Below are 17,407 nucleotides of genomic sequence, written 5' to 3' on the forward strand. Positions count from 1 at the left end.
TCGAAATGACAGAAACGTAGTAAGTTATTTTTCAAACTCATACTCGCGTTCCACTTTGCATATTCGGACTTTGTACCAATTATACCATTGTTCACGGCCTTTTTGTTGTGCAAATAGGTGCTCTGCGTTTTGTTTCCATTGCTTTATAGCGTCTAAACTTTCCCAGTAACTCACCGTAATACCAATAGAATTTCTGGCACTTTCAATTCCTAAATAACCGTCTTGTTGCTTGGCAAGATTTTCCATTTGGTTTGCCATTTCCGAATAACCTTTCACGTCTTCAGTTTGTGTTGAGGTGAAGATAATAGCGTAGTATGGTTTAGTGTTTTTCATAATCTACTTTTCAACCGTTATCCAACGGCCTTTATTACGTACCAAATAATCATTATCGTACATCGCTTCGGCTTGTGCGCCAGGTAAATAGTACGTTCCTAAGTAAGATGCGTTTAGTAAAACGGTGAATGTTTTTGTACCGTTTTTGCCACGTCGTTCCATATCAAAATAAAAGTTCACACGGTCATCTCTAATATCTGTATATCTCGCTTGACTTACTGTTGTGTCTCCAAAATCGGTAAAGCGCGTGTTTACAATATCCCAACCCGATGGAAAAATCTGAGTCAGCGCCACATCTTTTACCACTTCGTTATTCAGATTGGTTATGCTTACGGTTGCCACAAAATCCTGACCTTGTTGAAGTTTAGTGACATCAAGCGTATTACCTTTTAAATCTTTATAAATCGTTGAAATTGAAAAGCCACGTTGTACTGGTAATTCTTCACCAAGCTTTAATTTTCCTGAGTTCAACACACGGACGTAAACCAAATTATCGTCATTATTTTCAAGCTTAATGGTGTTTAAGCCATCTATAACAGGAATGTCGCGTTGTGCAATACCATTTTTAGTGGTAATGGTTTCTGTCTTTCCGTTTACGGAGTATTTCAGATTTAATTCTTTTCCACCATTTTTTGCGATTAACTTTCCGATAGCTAATAAACTATATGCCGTGGTCTGCGTACTCATCCATTCGTCGCTAGACAATGATTTTCCTATAATTTTGGCTAAATCCGAAGCTTTCGGATTATTAGTAATGAGCATCGTTTCCAATGCCATAGCGCGATTTCTATCCAACGAGCCATAGGTATAATAATTGCTTTTTGGCGGCTGAAAATCGATATTTGCTGTTTTAGTAATGGCGTCACTTGCCTCTTTTTGTCCAGCTAATGCGTAAGCTGCGGATAGTCTCCATTTTGCCTCATTAGACAGTTCTGTGAACTCGCGTAAACGGTTCATGCTCGCTAAATCCGGACTTCCTGCAAGTGCCAATGTGTACAATCTGTAAGCTTGTGCTAAATCACTACGATAGTTTCTGTAGCTCGGACGCCAATCTCGTGCCGCTCTTTTTTGATAAGCCAGCCAATTACTCTTAAATGCCAATGGTAAAACATAACCTTTCTTCTCGGCTTCGAGCATGAAATGTCCAGCATAGGTTGTACCCCAATCGTTAGCTGAGTTTTCGCCAATCCAATAACTCAATCCGCCATCAGGTCTTTGGAAATTAGACAAACGAGTAATGCCGCTTTTAATATTATCTTGAATTTCTTTTTTACGTGTCGAAGTTAAATCGAAAATATCTGTCAAGAACAATTGTGGAAAAACACTCGAAGTCGTTTGCTCCACACAACCGTGTGGATAGCGAATTAGATATGCCAAACGCTTATTAAAATCCATCGGTGGTAAAGTTGAAAACTCAACCGTTGCTGTATTTGTTCCTGAAACACCAAAGGTTGAAAAAGACACATCTTGCGTTGCTTTAGCTTGAAGTTCTTTATCTATCACTTTTGAAGAAATTGGATTCGGGTTTTCGACATCAATTTCTACCTTGTAAGATGATGTTTCACCGTTTCCTGAAGCAACAACCTCAATAGTATTTATGCCTTTTGCTTTGGTCACATCCAATTCAAAATACGCCATTTTTTCATCTGGATTTTCAAATTGAAGCGTTTGTGATTTATTTCCTTTTACAGTAATACCGTCGCTTAATTTTAAATCAAGTTTTACGTTTTTCACGTTCTTTTCCATAGCAAAAACAGTAACTGGTAAAGTCACTTTTTCGCCTGGACTTAACTTTCGTGGAAGCGTTGCCAACACCATTAAAGGTTGTTTTACTTGTACTGATTTTTCGGCATTACCATAAGCTTCATCTGCATTATCGCCGGCGACAACCATTGTACGCACAGCACCAACATAATTTGGCATTTTTAGTTTGTGCGTTGCGGTTTCATTGGCCTCTAAAATAAATGGACCTAAATAAGTAACAACTGGTTTAAACCGATTGGCTTTTTTATTTTTTCCTTTTGCCGCTTCGCCATCACCACCAATGGCGAACACTTGGTCAACACTGCCAGAATAGGCACCGATAACATCATCGAAAATATCCCATGTTTTAACGCCAAGCGCTTCGCGCGCATAGAAACTATCCCATACATTTGGTGTTTTAAATCGTGTTAAATCGAGCAAACCTTCTTCCACAACAGCAATAGTATAGGTCATGGATTTGTTGTTTTTTTCTGAAACCTTTATCTCGTAATTTTCCTTAGGTCTGATGCTATTTGGCATCGAGATTTCAGGATATAATCGTGTTTCAGGATTCTCTACGAGAAGTGGAATCACACCATACAATCTAATGGGTAAATCGTTAGACGTGACATCATGCGGCTGCAATAACGAAATATTGATAAAGGCATTTGGCGCCATATCTTCCGTTATTGGAATATCTATAGTCGTTTCGCCTTTTTTCGTTTCTACCCATTGGTAATCGATAATTTCGGAACCATTTTCTAAACTAATCAACGCACGACCTTCTGTTCCTGAAGGAAACGTCAACCTCGCCGTTTCGCCTACATTGTAATTGTCTTTATCTGTTGAAAAGACCAACATTTTTGCTGCTTCTTTATCTGACGACGGTGCAGATTGCCACCAGTTTTTATAAAAGTATGCCGTACGTCCTGTGGCATGACCGCTTTCTGGGTCTAAAATTCGGATTAAATAACGACCGCGATTTCCGTCAGGAATATTGAGCTTAAAAGTTGCTTTTCCATTGGCATCGGTATTAATTTTAAAGTCTTTAATTGGTCTATGATAACTGCTCGAAACGTAGCTTGAAAGATTGTCGTAAGAGGAATTCCACCACCAACGCCATTCGACTTTATAAACTTTAACTTCAAGATTTTTTCGCTGCACGCCTTTGCCATCAGCATTAACTGTAGCCACATCAAACGTGTGGTTTTCATCTGTAAAATAGGAGCCATAATTATTGCCTTCAGGAGATTTTAAGCCCACAAAACTCTCGTAAGGCGCGTAAGGCATTGTAAAGGAATCTAATGAAAAATCACCGCCATTTTCAAACGCTCTGACTAAAAATTGAGCGTTAAGCATTCCTGGTGCATTTTTTCCAATATTTAGTTGGCTATTTATTTTTGCGTTGCCGTTTTCGTCCAGACTTCCATCGTAAACAATAGCTTCTTCCGTGGTAAAATTTCGGGTTGGGTCATTAAAAATGTAATCTTTATAACCTTCAAAACTTGCGGATTTTGTGGTGAATTTCGCTTTCACTTCAGCTTTAATGTTTTTTGCAGGTGCGCCGTGAAGCCAAGCAACATTTAAATCGCCCTTTAATGGTGTGTTGTTGGTTAGAATTTCATCTTCAAAATCGATTTTAATTTTTAAACGGTTAGGTTTTACCGTTTCAATCTTTAAGGTTTTGGTGAACGATGCCCCACCGACTGAAACTTTCGCGTAGTAATTACCTGTTTTATAATCTGTAGATGTTGGTACTGTGAAATTATAAAAATGATTGACGTTATCTACTGTAACATTTCGATGCACCAACTTGCCAACTGGGTCTGTAATTTCGAGTTTTACAGGATGACGTGTTGGTAATTTATTGGCATTGTCATTTAATACGAAGGTGAGAAATAAACTATCGCCAGGACGCCAAACGCCGCGCTCGGCATAGATGTAACCTTTAAGTCCACGTTGTAGTTTTTGTCCTGAAACATCAAACTTACTAAGCGATAACGAATTGCCATCTAAAAGCTTTACATAACTTGTGTTTTGGCCTTTGTTGATAATGGCAAATGCTGCTCGTTTTTCAGAATCAATTTCTACAATACCATCTTTGTTTGTAATGCCTTTTGTAAGTAATTGCTGCTGATAGTTGTATAAATCTACGGTAACACCACTTTCTGGATTGGTCGTTAAAAGGTCTGTGACCGCAAAGAGATATGAGTTGGTACTTCCTTTTTTAGCTACAACACCTAAATTAGAAGCTATAAGATTTTGCGCAACAGTTCTGTTGGCATAATTATAATACGAATCTGTACAAGGATTATCTCTATCACGCCATCTGTAATTTTGGTTTCTGTAACTGTAGGTAATATTGTCCCAATAGTCTTCTTCTAATTGGTTTAGTTCTTCTTCGGACATGTCATTAGATGCGTAGCTGTCTTCTTCGTAGTAATCGTCATAATAGTCGTCTTCGTTACTAGAGACTTCACTGGCATTTATGTCACAATCATAAAGTGAATAGTCACGCTTAAAACTTAATTCTACACGATAAATAGAACCCACATCGGAGGTAAAATATTTAGATAAATCTATACTGTAAGCCTTCCATTTTCCTGTGTTTTGAGATTCGTCTTCGATTAGGGTTATCGTTTGCTTAGCAATTCGTCGTCCTACGTTACGAATACCATACTGATTGTTGCTGTTTAAATTATTTGTTTGAAGAAACTGAAGCACATTATCTTCAAAAATCTTAATAATACGTACATCGACCTTACTAAGGTTTACAGCTTCAAAATTGAATTTTAATTCTTGAGAATTTGGAAGAATAGTTCCATTACTTATTAACCGTACCTGTGGTTTTAAAGCCTCGAATGTTATTTTTTCAGAGAAATTGGTTTTTAACTTAAAGTTGTCCGTGTTTTTAATTCCAGTGAAAACATCGACTCTAATATCACCCACTAATTTAGAATCTGGATAGACTTTAAGAACGTTTCCATCGACCACATATTTTGGATTTTTTGCATTCTGAATGGTAACCAAACCCGAAAAATTCTGCTGTTTTTTTAAAGGGTCTGAAAAATTAATTGATAAATATTGCTCTGGTGACTGAAATACTTCTGTATCGACGATAGTGAAGTTATTTTTACCCGGAATAAGGATAGAATTATTACCTTTATTCTTGGCATCGATAGCATCGCCGTTCCATGAAACATCGACGTTGCTGTCTTCGACAAAGCGCTGTACACTATCTATTTTAAATTCGAAATATTTTGAAAATTCATTAGTTTCATTCCAAACTAAGTTTAGTGCATTTGTTTTCTGTTTCGCAAAAATAAGTTGCTTAGCGTCTTCTAGTTTTATGATATCAGCAGAGCGTAATTGTGCAGAAATGTATTGCCATTCTTTACTGTACGATTGCAAATCTGAAGTCGTAACGGTAAACCCAGGAGTTATAGTTTTAAATTGAAATGTATAGGAGTTGTAGTCTTTAGGAATATTCTTGTAAATGTCTCCAATATTGACGGTTACTGTGTACTCTGTATCCGAGTCTAAATACTCGTCAGGTGTAAAAAGCAAAGTTGTTTTATTAAGCACTTGCAATTTACCTTGAACGAAGGGTTTTGTTTTTACCAAATCAACATCTAAGTCTTGCCCAATTTCCCATTCACTAACTTCGTCTGCTAGTATTATTTTTATAGGTTCTGCCACAGAAACACGTCCTGAAGTCGTATAACTTATGTAATCCCTAAACTTAAAGATATTATCAGTGTCTGTTGATGTCTCTTTGCAGGAGATAGCTAAAAATGTGATGATAAAAAGGGCGAAGACTTTGTTGATTTGCATGATGTAATGGATTAATAGATTATATAACTTACGACGCTTTGCCTAAAGGTAATTCAAAGATTACAATTTTTTCGGTTTTGTAACCGTCAATATCCGTCATGATAACTTTAAGCTCAATTTGGCTCGGTGCAATGCTGTAAGTTGCACTGTCTTCGAGGCTTAAAGTTGAATATAATTCGGCTTTATCAAAACTTCCAAAACGCTTAGAATCTTTTGCAGATAATGTCGCCGTTTTATAGATATTTCCTTTAGGAAATTCCAGTTTTAAAGGTTTCCAACTCGAGGTGTAATGCTGAAAATCTGTAAACGCAGCTTCGCCATCTTTTGGCTGTACAGCAATACTATTCCTGTGGCGTTGTAACACTTCAATAGTTCTGTAATTTTGATGGTGTTTCACTTTAAGATATCTGTTTTCAATAGTTTCAGGATTGTTTAATTTGAATACAGATGCCGCCGTTTCATCTTCTACAACAGGCTTTTGCTCTTGTACATTAGCCTGAAGTTTATCAATATAAATGGTAAAAGTATCACCAGCTATTTTTAGTGGCTGCTCTATTTTTTCTTCGGTTAAATACCCATTAAAAACATAGCCGTCTTCGAAATATTCACCTACCGCAGGGCCTTTTATTTTAACCCATTTACCAGACACTTTTTTATCATTATCCTTAACATCTAAGTGCAAATTGGTATGCTCAATAATTTCTACTGCCGTACCATAATCTAATATGCCTATTTTGGCGGCACCTTGATTTGGTTGTTCTCTTATTACTAGTCCATTTTCTGCGTTAACATACTGGATGTCTTGGGCTTGTGCTACGCTCAGTGCGAAGCATGCCACTACTAAAATTCTTAAAAACATTATACGTGGATTTTAATGATTAATGGTTTCTCATTCTTTATGAGAACGCCTTAAAATCAAGATGTAGGCCTATTCTTGTTAAATAAATACGTGGCTTTTTTTTGATTTAGATGACGCATAGTTGTTAAAATGTTCATAAAGTTGGCGGGCCATAATCAATTAGAAAGACTACTGTAAGCCACAATTTATTGTTATCTTGCCTAAATTAATTTTACTAAAAAAATCAATATATTATGGGAACAGTGGCAACTGATTTCGGAATAAAAGAAGCATTACAAAAGTTGGGTGTTTCAGATATAAATCACGGAACTTCAACAGGTTCTAATAATTTTGGAAATGGCGATTTAATTGAAAGCTATTCGCCTGTTGACGGTCAATTAATAGCAAAAGTATCTACAACAACTCGAGAAGATTACGATAAGGTTATGGACGCAGCCACTTCTGCTTTTAAAACTTTCCGTGCCATGCCAGCGCCTCAACGTGGCGAAATTGTACGTCAGTTTGGAAACAAATTAAGAGAGTTAAAAGAACCACTTGGTAAATTAGTCTCTTACGAAATGGGAAAATCTTTGCAAGAAGGTTATGGTGAGGTACAAGAGATGATAGATATCTGCGACTTTGCGGTAGGTTTATCTCGTCAGTTAAACGGACAAGTCATCCCATCAGAAAGACCAGGTCACGTTATGCGTGAGCAATGGCATTCTTTAGGTGTAGTCGGGATTATTTCGGCATTTAATTTCCCAGTTGCGGTTTGGGCTTGGAACACGGCTTTGGCTTGGGTTTGTGGCGATACTTGCGTTTGGAAAGGTTCTGAAAAAGCGCCAGTTTGTGCTGTGGCTTGCCAAAATATCATTGCAGGAGTTTTAAAAGAAAACAACCTACCAGAAGGTATATCTTGTATCGTTAATGGAGATTATAAAGTTGGTGAATACATCACTACTGATACTAGAATTCCGTTGGTTTCTGCAACAGGCTCTACACGAATGGGACGCATTGTTGGTAAAACAGTAGCTGAACGTTTTGGGAAATCGTTGTTAGAATTAGGCGGAAATAATGCCATAATCATCACACCAACTGCTGATTTAAAAGTCGTAGTTCCTGGTGCTGTTTTTGGTGCTGTTGGTACTTGCGGTCAGCGCTGTACATCGACACGTCGTTTAATTATTCACGAAAGCGTATACGATAAAGTACGCGATGCAATTGTTGGCGCGTACAAACAACTAACTATTGGTAATCCTTTAGATGAAAGCAATCATATTGGACCATTAATCGATAAAGACGCTGTAAATACATACTTGGCTGCGATTGAAAAAGCAAAAGCTGAAGGTGGAAATGTATTAGTTGAAGGCGGTGTTTTAGAAGGTGAAGGTTACGAAAGCGGATGTTACGTAAAACCAGCAATTATTGAAGCAGAAAATCATTTTGAAATTGTACAGCACGAAACATTTGCACCAATTTTATACTTAATGAAATATTCTGGCGATGTTGAAAACGCTATCGACATGCAAAACGGCGTAGCTCAGGGTTTATCATCTGCAATAATGACTAATGAAATGAAAGAAGCCGAAAAATTCTTGTCTTTTGCAGGAAGCGATTGTGGAATTGCCAATGTAAACATTGGAACTTCTGGTGCAGAAATCGGAGGTGCTTTTGGTGGCGAAAAAGAAACGGGTGGCGGACGCGAATCTGGTTCTGACGCTTGGAAAATCTATATGAGAAGACAAACGAATACAATAAACTACTCTGATGAATTGCCATTGGCGCAAGGCATTAAGTTTGATTTGTAATAATATTTCACAACAGATATTAATAAAAACCGTTTCAATTTTGAAGCGGTTTTTTGTTTTAGAGAATTAAACCTTTTTAACTAACTTAGGTCTTAACAACATGAAAGCAGAACATCTTAAACATTTGTATTGGCGCGCAGGTTTTGGAGTCACTCCAAGTATTCTTGAGCGCTATAAAAATGCAACTATAAGTCAAGTGGTTTCAGACTTGTTCAAAGCCTCAGAGACTACTGAGCCTTTAAAAATTGACCTATCCGAGTTTAAGGGCTTTAAAACACTTTCTTTTAAAGAAAATCCGAAGCTAATTAAAGAATTGGCTCAAAAAAGCAGAAAGCGCTTAATGGATTTTAATATTGCATGGGTTAACAGATTAAATACATCCGACGCTGTCTTAAGAGAACGTATGACGCTTTTTTGGGCAAACCATTTTGTGTGTGGCGAAAAAAATGTGGTTTACGCCCAGCAGTACAATAATATGCTTAGAGAATATGCCTTGGGGAACTTTAGAGATTTTGTAAAAGCAATGTCTAAAGAAGCTGCGATGATAAAGTATCTTAATCTTAGACAAAATGTAAAAGCCCAACCTAACGAGAATTTTGCCAGAGAGCTTATGGAGCTTTTCACATTAGGACCTGGTCATTACACCGAAAAAGATATCAAAGAAAGCGCAAGAGCATTTACAGGATATTTTAATACGCTTGATGGCACGTTTAGATTTAGGAGATTTCAACACGATTATGGACAAAAAATATTTTTAGGAAAATCTGGTAATTTCAACGGAGACGACATCATTGATGTTATTTTAGAGCATCGTCAATGCGCTAAATTTATTTGCGAGAAAGTTTATAGATACTTTGTAAATGAAATTATAGATAAAAATCATGTTGAATCTATGGTAGAGGTCTTTTTCGAAGACTACGACATCTCTAGACTAATGCGATACGTTTTTACTCAAGATTGGTTTTATGACGAGAAAAATATTGGGAATAAAATAAAATCGCCAATTGATTATTTAGTTGGGTTATCTAGAACAGTTCCTTTTAGTTTAAAGAATGAAAAAGGTGTAATTAAACTTCAAAAATTACTTGGGCAAACCTTACTAGACCCACCAAATGTTGCGGGATGGAAAGGGCATAAGGCGTGGATAGATGCTAATACAATTATGGTGCGCTTAAAATTGCCTTCTGTATTATTAAACGGTGGATTGATTGCATTGGACGACGAAAAGGATGAAATGCGACTTCAGTTTTTCAAAAAAAACAAATCAAAATTACCTGTAAAAGCGATAGCAAACTGGGATAAGTTTCAAAAGGAATATAAAAAGATTTCTAATGAAGATTTGGATTCAGTTTTAATAAATGGGCCAATAAACAAAGGGACTTTGGGCTATTTAAAGACTATGAAAAAAGATGCTAAGCAGAAGTACTGTATTCAGTTAATGTCATTGCCAGAATATCAAATGTGTTAGTTATGGAAAGAAGAGATTTTTTAAGAAATTCAGCTTTGGCAAGTAGCCTGTTTTTTGTTCCAAATTTTGTGAGGGCTTTTGAGGATTTTGAGGCTAAATCCATCGGTTATAAGCGCTTAGTTATCATTCAACTCTCTGGAGGAAATGATGGGCTAAATACTATTATTCCCTACAATAACGATTTGTACTACAACGCGCGTCCAACTCTTGGGATAAAGAATGATGTTATAAAACTAAATGACGAGTTGGCACTGCATCCGAGTTTAAAACCTTTACAGCATCTCTACGATAGCGGTGAGCTTTCCATTATTAATAATGTAGGGTATCCAAATCCAGTAAGGTCGCATTTTAGGTCAATGGATATTTGGCAATCTGGAAGTTCTAGTGACGAGTATTTGCAAAGTGGATGGCTAGGCCGATTTTTGGATAAACATGGGAAACATCCTTACAACGCCATAGAATTAGATGAAACTTTAAGTCTAGCTTTAAAAGGGAAAACCTTTAATGGCATTGCGACTAATGATTACAGAGCATTATACAAAACGGCTCGAGACCCTTATTTTCAGAATGTTTTAAATTATTACAACGACCAGCATTTATCAGAACATAATTTAGGTTATTTGTATAAGAATATGATAGATGCCAAATCTTCGGCAAATTATATTTATGAGACCACTAAAGTAAAATTATCACAAGAAGACTATCCTCAGAATAAATTTGGTAAACAGCTAAAAAGCACAGCGCAGTTTATTAATTCTGGATTAGACACAAAAGTATTTTATAATGCCTTAGATGGTTTTGATACGCATGCAAACCAGCAAAACCAGCAGAAGCGTTTACTGTCTATTTATGCAGAAGCACTTTCTTCTTTTGTAAAAGACTTAAAACGAAATGGCACCTTCGAAGACACATTGATTCTCACGTTTTCGGAATTTGGAAGACGTGTAAGACAAAATGCGGCCAATGGTACAGACCACGGCTCTGCAAATAACGTGTTTGTTGTTGGTAAAAACCTTAAAACTGCTGGAGTCTATAATCAATTATCCTCTTTGTCTGACTTAGATGATAATGGCGATTTAAAGTTTACTGTAGACTTTAGACAGATTTATGCCACAATTATAGAGAATTGGTTGGAAACTTCTACAGACGGAATTATAAGCAGTCCTCAAAAAACACTGAACTTTATTTAAATAAAAAAACCTTATTTCAGTGCCATGTCTTTGCTGGGAGAAATAAGGTATATGCTTTATAGTGCAGAACTAAATTAAATACAATTAATTGAATATTAGATTATTATAGACAAATGACATAAAAAAATAGAGTATTGGTTTTTTTAGGTATAAATCCTCGATTAATGGCACTAATTATACTTTACTTTTCGAAGAATTCTTAGTGTTAATTTATAAGATTCGTAGATAGATTGGCTGTAAGATTTAAGCAACGGTTTAGCTTCTTCTAATTTTTCTATGGCATTTTCAAAATCGTTGAGGTAACAGATTAAATACGTTGCTGGTAAATTTTTTAAATCTAAAGATTCGTTTGGCGTTAAAGACAGCCCTTTTTTTAGTTTTTCTAACAACGCGTTGTTAGAATTATAGATATGATGCAGCACTTTTTTATCGAATTGAGGTGGCTCAAACAAAAGCCTAGTTTCAATCGAATAGCTGGCATTATTTTCAAACTTTATAACGGTTTCTTCTAACTTATAATACTTGTAGCTATTATGAAGTCCAAGTTTTACATATTCAACAATCGTAAAATTATTTTCAGAATACGTAATAGAAACTTCATCTAATGCCGAATAAAATAGGCGTCGTTGCTCGTTAATTAATTCGATATCTACCCGAGAATAAAAAACCTCGTCATTTACTTCTTTTTTCTGGCCTGCCCAGCACAATACAAAATATTCTTTAAATACTTTGTACTGCGGATTGTAGTCTTCTCGTTTCTTCATAAAATCGAAAACACCATTCAGCGTTAGTTCAATGTTATTACGAGCGTGATGTTCTATGGTTGAGACAATTTCAGAATTTACATCTTTTAGCTCTATGTCGAAAACCTTTGGCATGCTCATGCTACCATCTCTAAAGAAAACGGCACCGCCGTAATATTTCCAAATGTTTTTTCTGAGCGATGTAATCTTGTTGTTAGGCCTTATAGTTACTAGACCTACAACCTTATCGTCTGGTAGATGTGGAAACGGGATGTTCTCGTATTGAACAATTGGAGGATTGGTGAGATAGGCGTTTATGAGATTCTGAATTTTACTGTCGTCATAGAAGTCAACTCCAACAATATTATTGTCTGCATCGTCTACACCGATAACGATGTACGAGTTGTTTTTTGGATTGCTATTAGATAGCGCACAGATATGCTTTAGGAATTTGGCTTTTCCTTCTTTGTAGCTGAGGTTTAACTTTCGTTTTTTGTCATAAAAACTGTTCTCATCATTGTGAGCAAGTAGGTTTTTAATTAAAAGACGTTTGTTGATCATAAGTTATAAGCCCCTAAATCCCCAAAGGGGACTTTTTAAAAATCTTTTTTTACAATAGTAGAACTCGCCTGTGCTGTACAAAACATCAATATATCAGCAATGTTAACATGTGCTGGTCTACTTATCGCAAAATGAATAACCTCTGCAACATCCTCTGGTTGAAGGGCTTTATACCCTTTGTAAACATTATCTGCTTGGCTTCCACCTTTAAAACGTACTTGAGAAAATTCAGTTTCTACCAAACCAGGGTTAATGGCGCTTACTTTTATGCCATAAGGATTTAAGTCTATGCGCATACCTTCGGTTATTGCCAAAACAGCATGTTTGCTAGCGCAATACACATTGCCTTTTGGATAGACTTCTTTCCCTGCGGAAGAACCTATATTAATAATATGTCCTGATTTTCGCTCGGTCATTCCGGGAATAATGGCTTTGCTCACGTAGAGTAACCCTTTGACATTAATATCCATCATCGCATCCCAATCATCGGTATCTCCTGTTTCTATAGGGTCAAGACCGTGCGCATTACCTGCGTTATTAATTAAAATATCTATGTTTTTAAAACTCTTGGGCAGACTTTCAATAGCTTCAAAAACTTTATCTTTATTGCGTACATCAAAGTTTAAAGTATGTACGTCAGTTTCACGAGATAGGGCTTTTTGTACTATATCTAATCGTTCTTGGCGTCGTCCACAAAGCACTAAATTAATGCCATGTTTAGCAAATTCGTGCGCAGTTGCTCTTCCAATTCCACTTGTTGCCCCTGTGATTAGCGCTGTTTTTTTCATATTGTTTATTTATTTGTTTCACTTCGACTGCGCTCAGTCTGACATAATAATTACTAAGTAACTGAGTACTGCGACTGAATACTGCTAACTGACTATGGTACTTTATGACCTTGAGCAGCAACCAGAATTAAGAACCAGTCTTCTAATTCTAAATTAATTTTGGTGGCATTCATGGCTTGTTGTAATCGTGTTTTATTTGTTGTGCCAACTACAGGTATAATGCCTGATGGATGCTTTAATAACCAAGCCAATAGCAATTGGTCTTCGGTGGCATTATACTTCTCCATTAGCTTGCCTAATTGTTTATGGATACGACGTGTTTGTTCAGTATCTTCTTTAAAAACACTGCCAAGTGGCGACCATGCCATTGGTTGTATACCATTAGTTAACATAAAATCTAACGTTCCATTAAGCATAGCCTCATGAGCAGTTAAAGAAAATTCAATTTGGTTAAAATCAATATCTATGCGCAGTCCAATTAGTTCCATTTGCGATGGTGTAAAATTGGAAACGCCAAAATCTTTAATTTTCCCATGTTGTTTTAATAACGAAATGGCCTCTGCAATTTCGTCGGGATGCATTAATGGACTTGGACGGTGAAGTAAGAGCAAGTCTAAATATTCAGTTTGAAGATTTTTAAGCGATTCTTCTACGGACCAAATGATATAGTCCTTGCTATAATCGTAATGTTTGACTTTATTCTTTCGGCTTTCAGCCATATACTGAATGCCCATTTTAGATATTAGTTGTATATCATCTCGTTTTATCTGCGACGCTGTTAGCGCTTTTCCAAATTCTGCCTCGGTGGTATAACCACCATAAATATCGGCATGATCAAATGTTGTAATACCTGTAGAAATGCAATGCTGTATCATTGCTTCCATCTCTGAAGTAGAAAATTGTTTTCCCCATGCACCCCATGTCATGGTGCCACTAATTATTTTCGAGTATTTTGCCACGATTATTGGTTGGTTTTTTAGTTACAGTAAAAATATCCAATTTATAACTAACATTTAATCTTTGCACTAATTAAGCTAAAAAAAAGCTGTACATTGGAGTATAGAAAAAAGCCTTAAATTTGTTGATTATCTGTTATTTAGGTTAAAAATATAATTCCATTACCATTAAAGACAAACAGATAATAGTCCGACAGCCTGCTCTTGTCGTATATAGAACAAATTAAAAAATGAATATGATTATGAAGTTTTTAAAATTATTTTTTTCGGTTACAGCCTTAATGCTGTCTGTTGTTAGTTGCAATAACTCTAATCCTGATTTGCCAGCAACACTATCGGTAAAACTTGTTGATGCCCCTGGAGATTATCAAAATGTTTTTGTCGAAGTTGTTGATGTCATGGTTAAATATGAGGAAAGCGATAATGACGATGATGATAGTGAATGGGAATCTTTGGGTATTATAAACTCAGGAGTTTACGATTTATTGGAGCTTACGGGAGGTGTTAGTCTTGATTTAATAAACAACACAGAAGTATCTTCTGGGATTATTAAGCAAATTCGTTTAGTATTAGGAGAAAATAATTCTGTTGTTTTAGAAGAAGAAACAGAAGCACGACCGTTAAATACACCAAGTGCTCAGCAATCGGGTCTTAAGGTTATGGTCAATCAAGCCATCGAGGCTGGGTTTAATTACGATTTTATTTTAGATTTCGATGTAGATAAATCTATAGTCATAGCTGGGAATTCAGAAAATATAAATCTTAAGCCTGTACTAAGAGCAAGTCTAGAAGTTAATTCAGGTACTTTAGTAGGTTCAGTTTTCCCTTTAGGCGTTGCGATAGACGTAACAGTTTCCAATGGTGATGTCACAGCTTCGACAATGACCAATGACTTAGGAGAATTTCAAATTCTAGGACTACCAGCTGGTTTTTACACTGTGACTATAACACCTGATGCAGATTCCGAATTAAGTAATATTATATTGGAAAATGTTGAAATTACTGTGGGGCAGATTACAACTTTAGAGTCAATTAATCTAGAATAGATACATCAAAAAATCAATAATTAAGCGCAATATTTACTTAATATTGCGCTTTTTATTTTTAACCAATCATTAACAGCATTAGACAAATAATTTTAACAATTTGCGAAACTGAATTGATAGAGCCAATTAGGCTTGTAAACAAGAAATGATAATGGAAGAAACAGCAACGATAGACATCAAAGCAATCAACGAAAAGATTGAAAAAGAAAGTGCTTTTGTAGACTTATTAACCTTGGAAATGAATAAGGTCATTGTGGGTCAAAAACACATGGTCGAACGATTATTGATAGGTTTATTAGGTCAAGGTCATATTTTATTAGAAGGTGTGCCAGGATTAGCAAAAACCTTAGCAATTAATACACTGTCTAAAGCAGTTTCGGGTAGTTTTAGCCGTATTCAGTTTACACCAGATTTATTGCCTGCGGACGTTGTAGGTACACTAATTTATAACATAAAAGAAAACGACTTCTCTATTAAAAAAGGGCCAATTTTTGCCAACTTCGTTTTGGCAGATGAGATTAACAGAGCACCTGCAAAAGTGCAATCGGCACTGTTAGAAGCCATGCAAGAGAAGCAAGTGACTATTGGCGATGAAACATTTGTTTTAGATAAGCCATTTTTGGTTATGGCTACGCAAAACCCGGTAGAGCAAGAAGGAACATACCCACTTCCTGAAGCTCAAGTCGACCGGTTTATGCTAAAAACTGTGATAGACTATCCAAAGCAAGCAGAGGAACAATTAATAATGCGTGCTAACTTAAAAGGTAGTTGGGATAAGGTAAATCCAGTCGTTTCTGTAGAACAGATTTTAACTGCCCAAAATGCTGTTAGAGATGTTTATATGGACGAGAAGATTGAAAAATATATTCTAGATATCATTTTTGCTACGCGCTATCCAGAAAAATACAATCTTGAAGATTTAAAGGCGCTTATTTCCTTTGGCGCATCGCCTCGTGGAAGCATTAATTTAGCAACAGCGGCAAAATGTTATGCATTTATTAAGCGTCGTGGTTATGTTATACCAGAAGATGTAAGAGCGGTCGTACACGATGTATTACGTCACAGAATTGGTATAACCTACGAAGCTGAGGCAGAAAATGTCACTTCCGAAGACATCATCAATAAAATTGTCAATCAAATAGAAGTACCATAGAATTTAAGATTTTAGAATTACGAACAACGATTTAGAAAATCGTAAATCAACAATCTTCAATCGTAAATTGAAAAATGGATACCAAAGAACTTCTTAAAAAAGTACGCAAAATAGAGATTAAGACACGGCGTTTGTCTGATCATATTTTTGGTGGCGAATACCATTCGACCTTCAAAGGACGCGGCATGACGTTTTCTGAAGTAAGACTGTATCAATTTGGAGACGATGTTCGTAATATAGATTGGAATGTTACTGCACGCACAAACGAACCACACGTCAAAGTTTTTGAAGAAGAGCGCGAGCTTACAATGATGCTTATGGCAGACGTTTCTGGAAGTAAGTTTTTTGGAACGCAAAACCAATTTAAAGACGAAATTGTTACAGAGATTGCTGCTACTTTGGCTTTTTCAGCAACTCAAAACAATGACAAAATTGGACTGATTCTATTTTCAGATGAAATCGAATTATTTATTCCGCCAAAGAAAGGGCGCTCTCACGTTTTACGTATTATCCGTGAGTTGTTAGAATTTCAGCCAAAAAGTAAAAAGACAAACATATCAGAAGCTATAAAGTTTTTGTCTAACGTTATGAAAAAGAAAGCCATAGTATTTATGCTTTCAGATTTTATTGCAGATGATTACAAGCAAACTTTAAAGATTGCGGCAGGCAAACATGATATTACAGGAATTCGGGTTTTTGATAGACACGAAGAAGCTATTCCAAATATTGGTATGGTACAAATGCAAGATGAAGAAACCGGAGAATTACTTTTAGTTAATACAGCATCAAAAAAAGTACGTCAGGATTACACGAAGTTTTACAGAGATAAGGTGGCGTATTTTAAAGACGCATTTACAAAATCTGGTGCAGGAACTATAGATTGTCGTGTAGACGAGAGCTACGTAAAAAAACTATTAGGCTATTTTAAAAGAAGAGGATAAAAGCT

General features: G+C 36.1%; 12 protein-coding genes. 6 read left to right on the forward strand and 6 right to left on the reverse strand.

What is annotated here, in order from left to right:
• Window positions 1-24 precede the first annotated feature (24 nt).
• The 3 genes from DFQ05_RS08840 to DFQ05_RS08850 are packed head-to-tail and all read right to left on the reverse strand — an operon-like array spanning window position 25 to window position 6,769.
• Window positions 25-333 carry an antibiotic biosynthesis monooxygenase family protein gene (locus DFQ05_RS08840; RefSeq protein WP_132705019.1) on the reverse strand — a complete coding sequence of 103 codons (309 nt, stop codon included), beginning with the start codon at window positions 331-333 and terminating at the stop codon, window positions 25-27.
• Window positions 334-336: 3 nt separating this feature from the next.
• Window positions 337-5,910 carry an alpha-2-macroglobulin family protein gene (locus tag DFQ05_RS08845; protein WP_132705020.1) on the reverse strand — a complete coding sequence of 1,858 codons (5,574 nt, stop codon included), beginning with the start codon at window positions 5,908-5,910 and terminating at the stop codon, window positions 337-339.
• Window positions 5,911-5,938: 28 nt separating this feature from the next.
• Window positions 5,939-6,769, reverse strand: coding sequence for an SH3 domain-containing protein (locus DFQ05_RS08850; protein ID WP_132705021.1), 831 nt, complete (start codon window positions 6,767-6,769; stop codon window positions 5,939-5,941).
• Window positions 6,770-7,002: 233 nt separating this feature from the next.
• Between DFQ05_RS08850 and amaB the strand changes: the two genes are divergently transcribed.
• The 3 genes from amaB (at window position 7,003) to DFQ05_RS08865 (ending at window position 11,214) form a co-directional block, all read left to right on the forward strand.
• The gene (gene amaB, locus DFQ05_RS08855) at window positions 7,003-8,556 is read left to right on the forward strand and encodes an L-piperidine-6-carboxylate dehydrogenase (protein WP_132705022.1); all 1,554 of its coding nucleotides are present in this window, start codon (window positions 7,003-7,005) and stop codon (window positions 8,554-8,556) included.
• Between the two features lie 100 nt (window positions 8,557-8,656).
• Window positions 8,657-10,024, forward strand: coding sequence for a DUF1800 domain-containing protein (locus DFQ05_RS08860; RefSeq protein ID WP_132705023.1), 1,368 nt, complete (start codon window positions 8,657-8,659; stop codon window positions 10,022-10,024).
• Window positions 10,025-10,026: 2 nt separating this feature from the next.
• The gene (locus DFQ05_RS08865; protein ID WP_132705024.1) at window positions 10,027-11,214 is read left to right on the forward strand and encodes a DUF1501 domain-containing protein; all 1,188 of its coding nucleotides are present in this window, start codon (window positions 10,027-10,029) and stop codon (window positions 11,212-11,214) included.
• 170 nt (window positions 11,215-11,384) lie between these two features.
• Here DFQ05_RS08865 and DFQ05_RS08870 read toward each other — a convergent pair whose 3' ends face one another.
• The 3 genes from DFQ05_RS08870 to DFQ05_RS08880 form a co-directional block, all read right to left on the reverse strand.
• Entirely contained in the window at window positions 11,385-12,518 is a 1,134-nt protein-coding gene (locus DFQ05_RS08870; protein ID WP_132705025.1) for an ATP-binding protein, read from the reverse strand.
• 35 nt (window positions 12,519-12,553) lie between these two features.
• Window positions 12,554-13,306, reverse strand: a complete 753-nt coding sequence (locus tag DFQ05_RS08875) for an SDR family NAD(P)-dependent oxidoreductase (protein ID WP_132705026.1) — start codon at window positions 13,304-13,306, stop codon at window positions 12,554-12,556.
• 92 nt (window positions 13,307-13,398) lie between these two features.
• Window positions 13,399-14,268 carry an aldo/keto reductase gene (locus DFQ05_RS08880; protein ID WP_132705027.1) on the reverse strand — a complete coding sequence of 290 codons (870 nt, stop codon included), beginning with the start codon at window positions 14,266-14,268 and terminating at the stop codon, window positions 13,399-13,401.
• Window positions 14,269-14,504: 236 nt separating this feature from the next.
• On the opposite strand from DFQ05_RS08880, the gene DFQ05_RS08885 reads away from it, so the two are divergent.
• From DFQ05_RS08885 to DFQ05_RS08895, 3 genes are all read left to right on the forward strand, one after another.
• On the forward strand, window positions 14,505-15,308 hold the full coding sequence (locus DFQ05_RS08885; RefSeq protein ID WP_241974239.1) for a DUF4382 domain-containing protein: 804 nt from the start codon (window positions 14,505-14,507) through the stop codon (window positions 15,306-15,308).
• A gap of 151 nt (window positions 15,309-15,459) precedes the next feature.
• Entirely contained in the window at window positions 15,460-16,461 is a 1,002-nt protein-coding gene (locus DFQ05_RS08890) for an AAA family ATPase (RefSeq protein WP_132705028.1), read from the forward strand.
• A gap of 74 nt (window positions 16,462-16,535) precedes the next feature.
• Window positions 16,536-17,402 carry a DUF58 domain-containing protein gene (locus DFQ05_RS08895; RefSeq protein ID WP_132705029.1) on the forward strand — a complete coding sequence of 289 codons (867 nt, stop codon included), beginning with the start codon at window positions 16,536-16,538 and terminating at the stop codon, window positions 17,400-17,402.
• Window positions 17,403-17,407: the final 5 nt, after the last annotated feature.

It is taken from the genome of Winogradskyella wandonensis, from assembly GCF_004346845.1.
Lineage (GTDB): Bacteria > Bacteroidota > Bacteroidia > Flavobacteriales > Flavobacteriaceae > Winogradskyella > Winogradskyella wandonensis.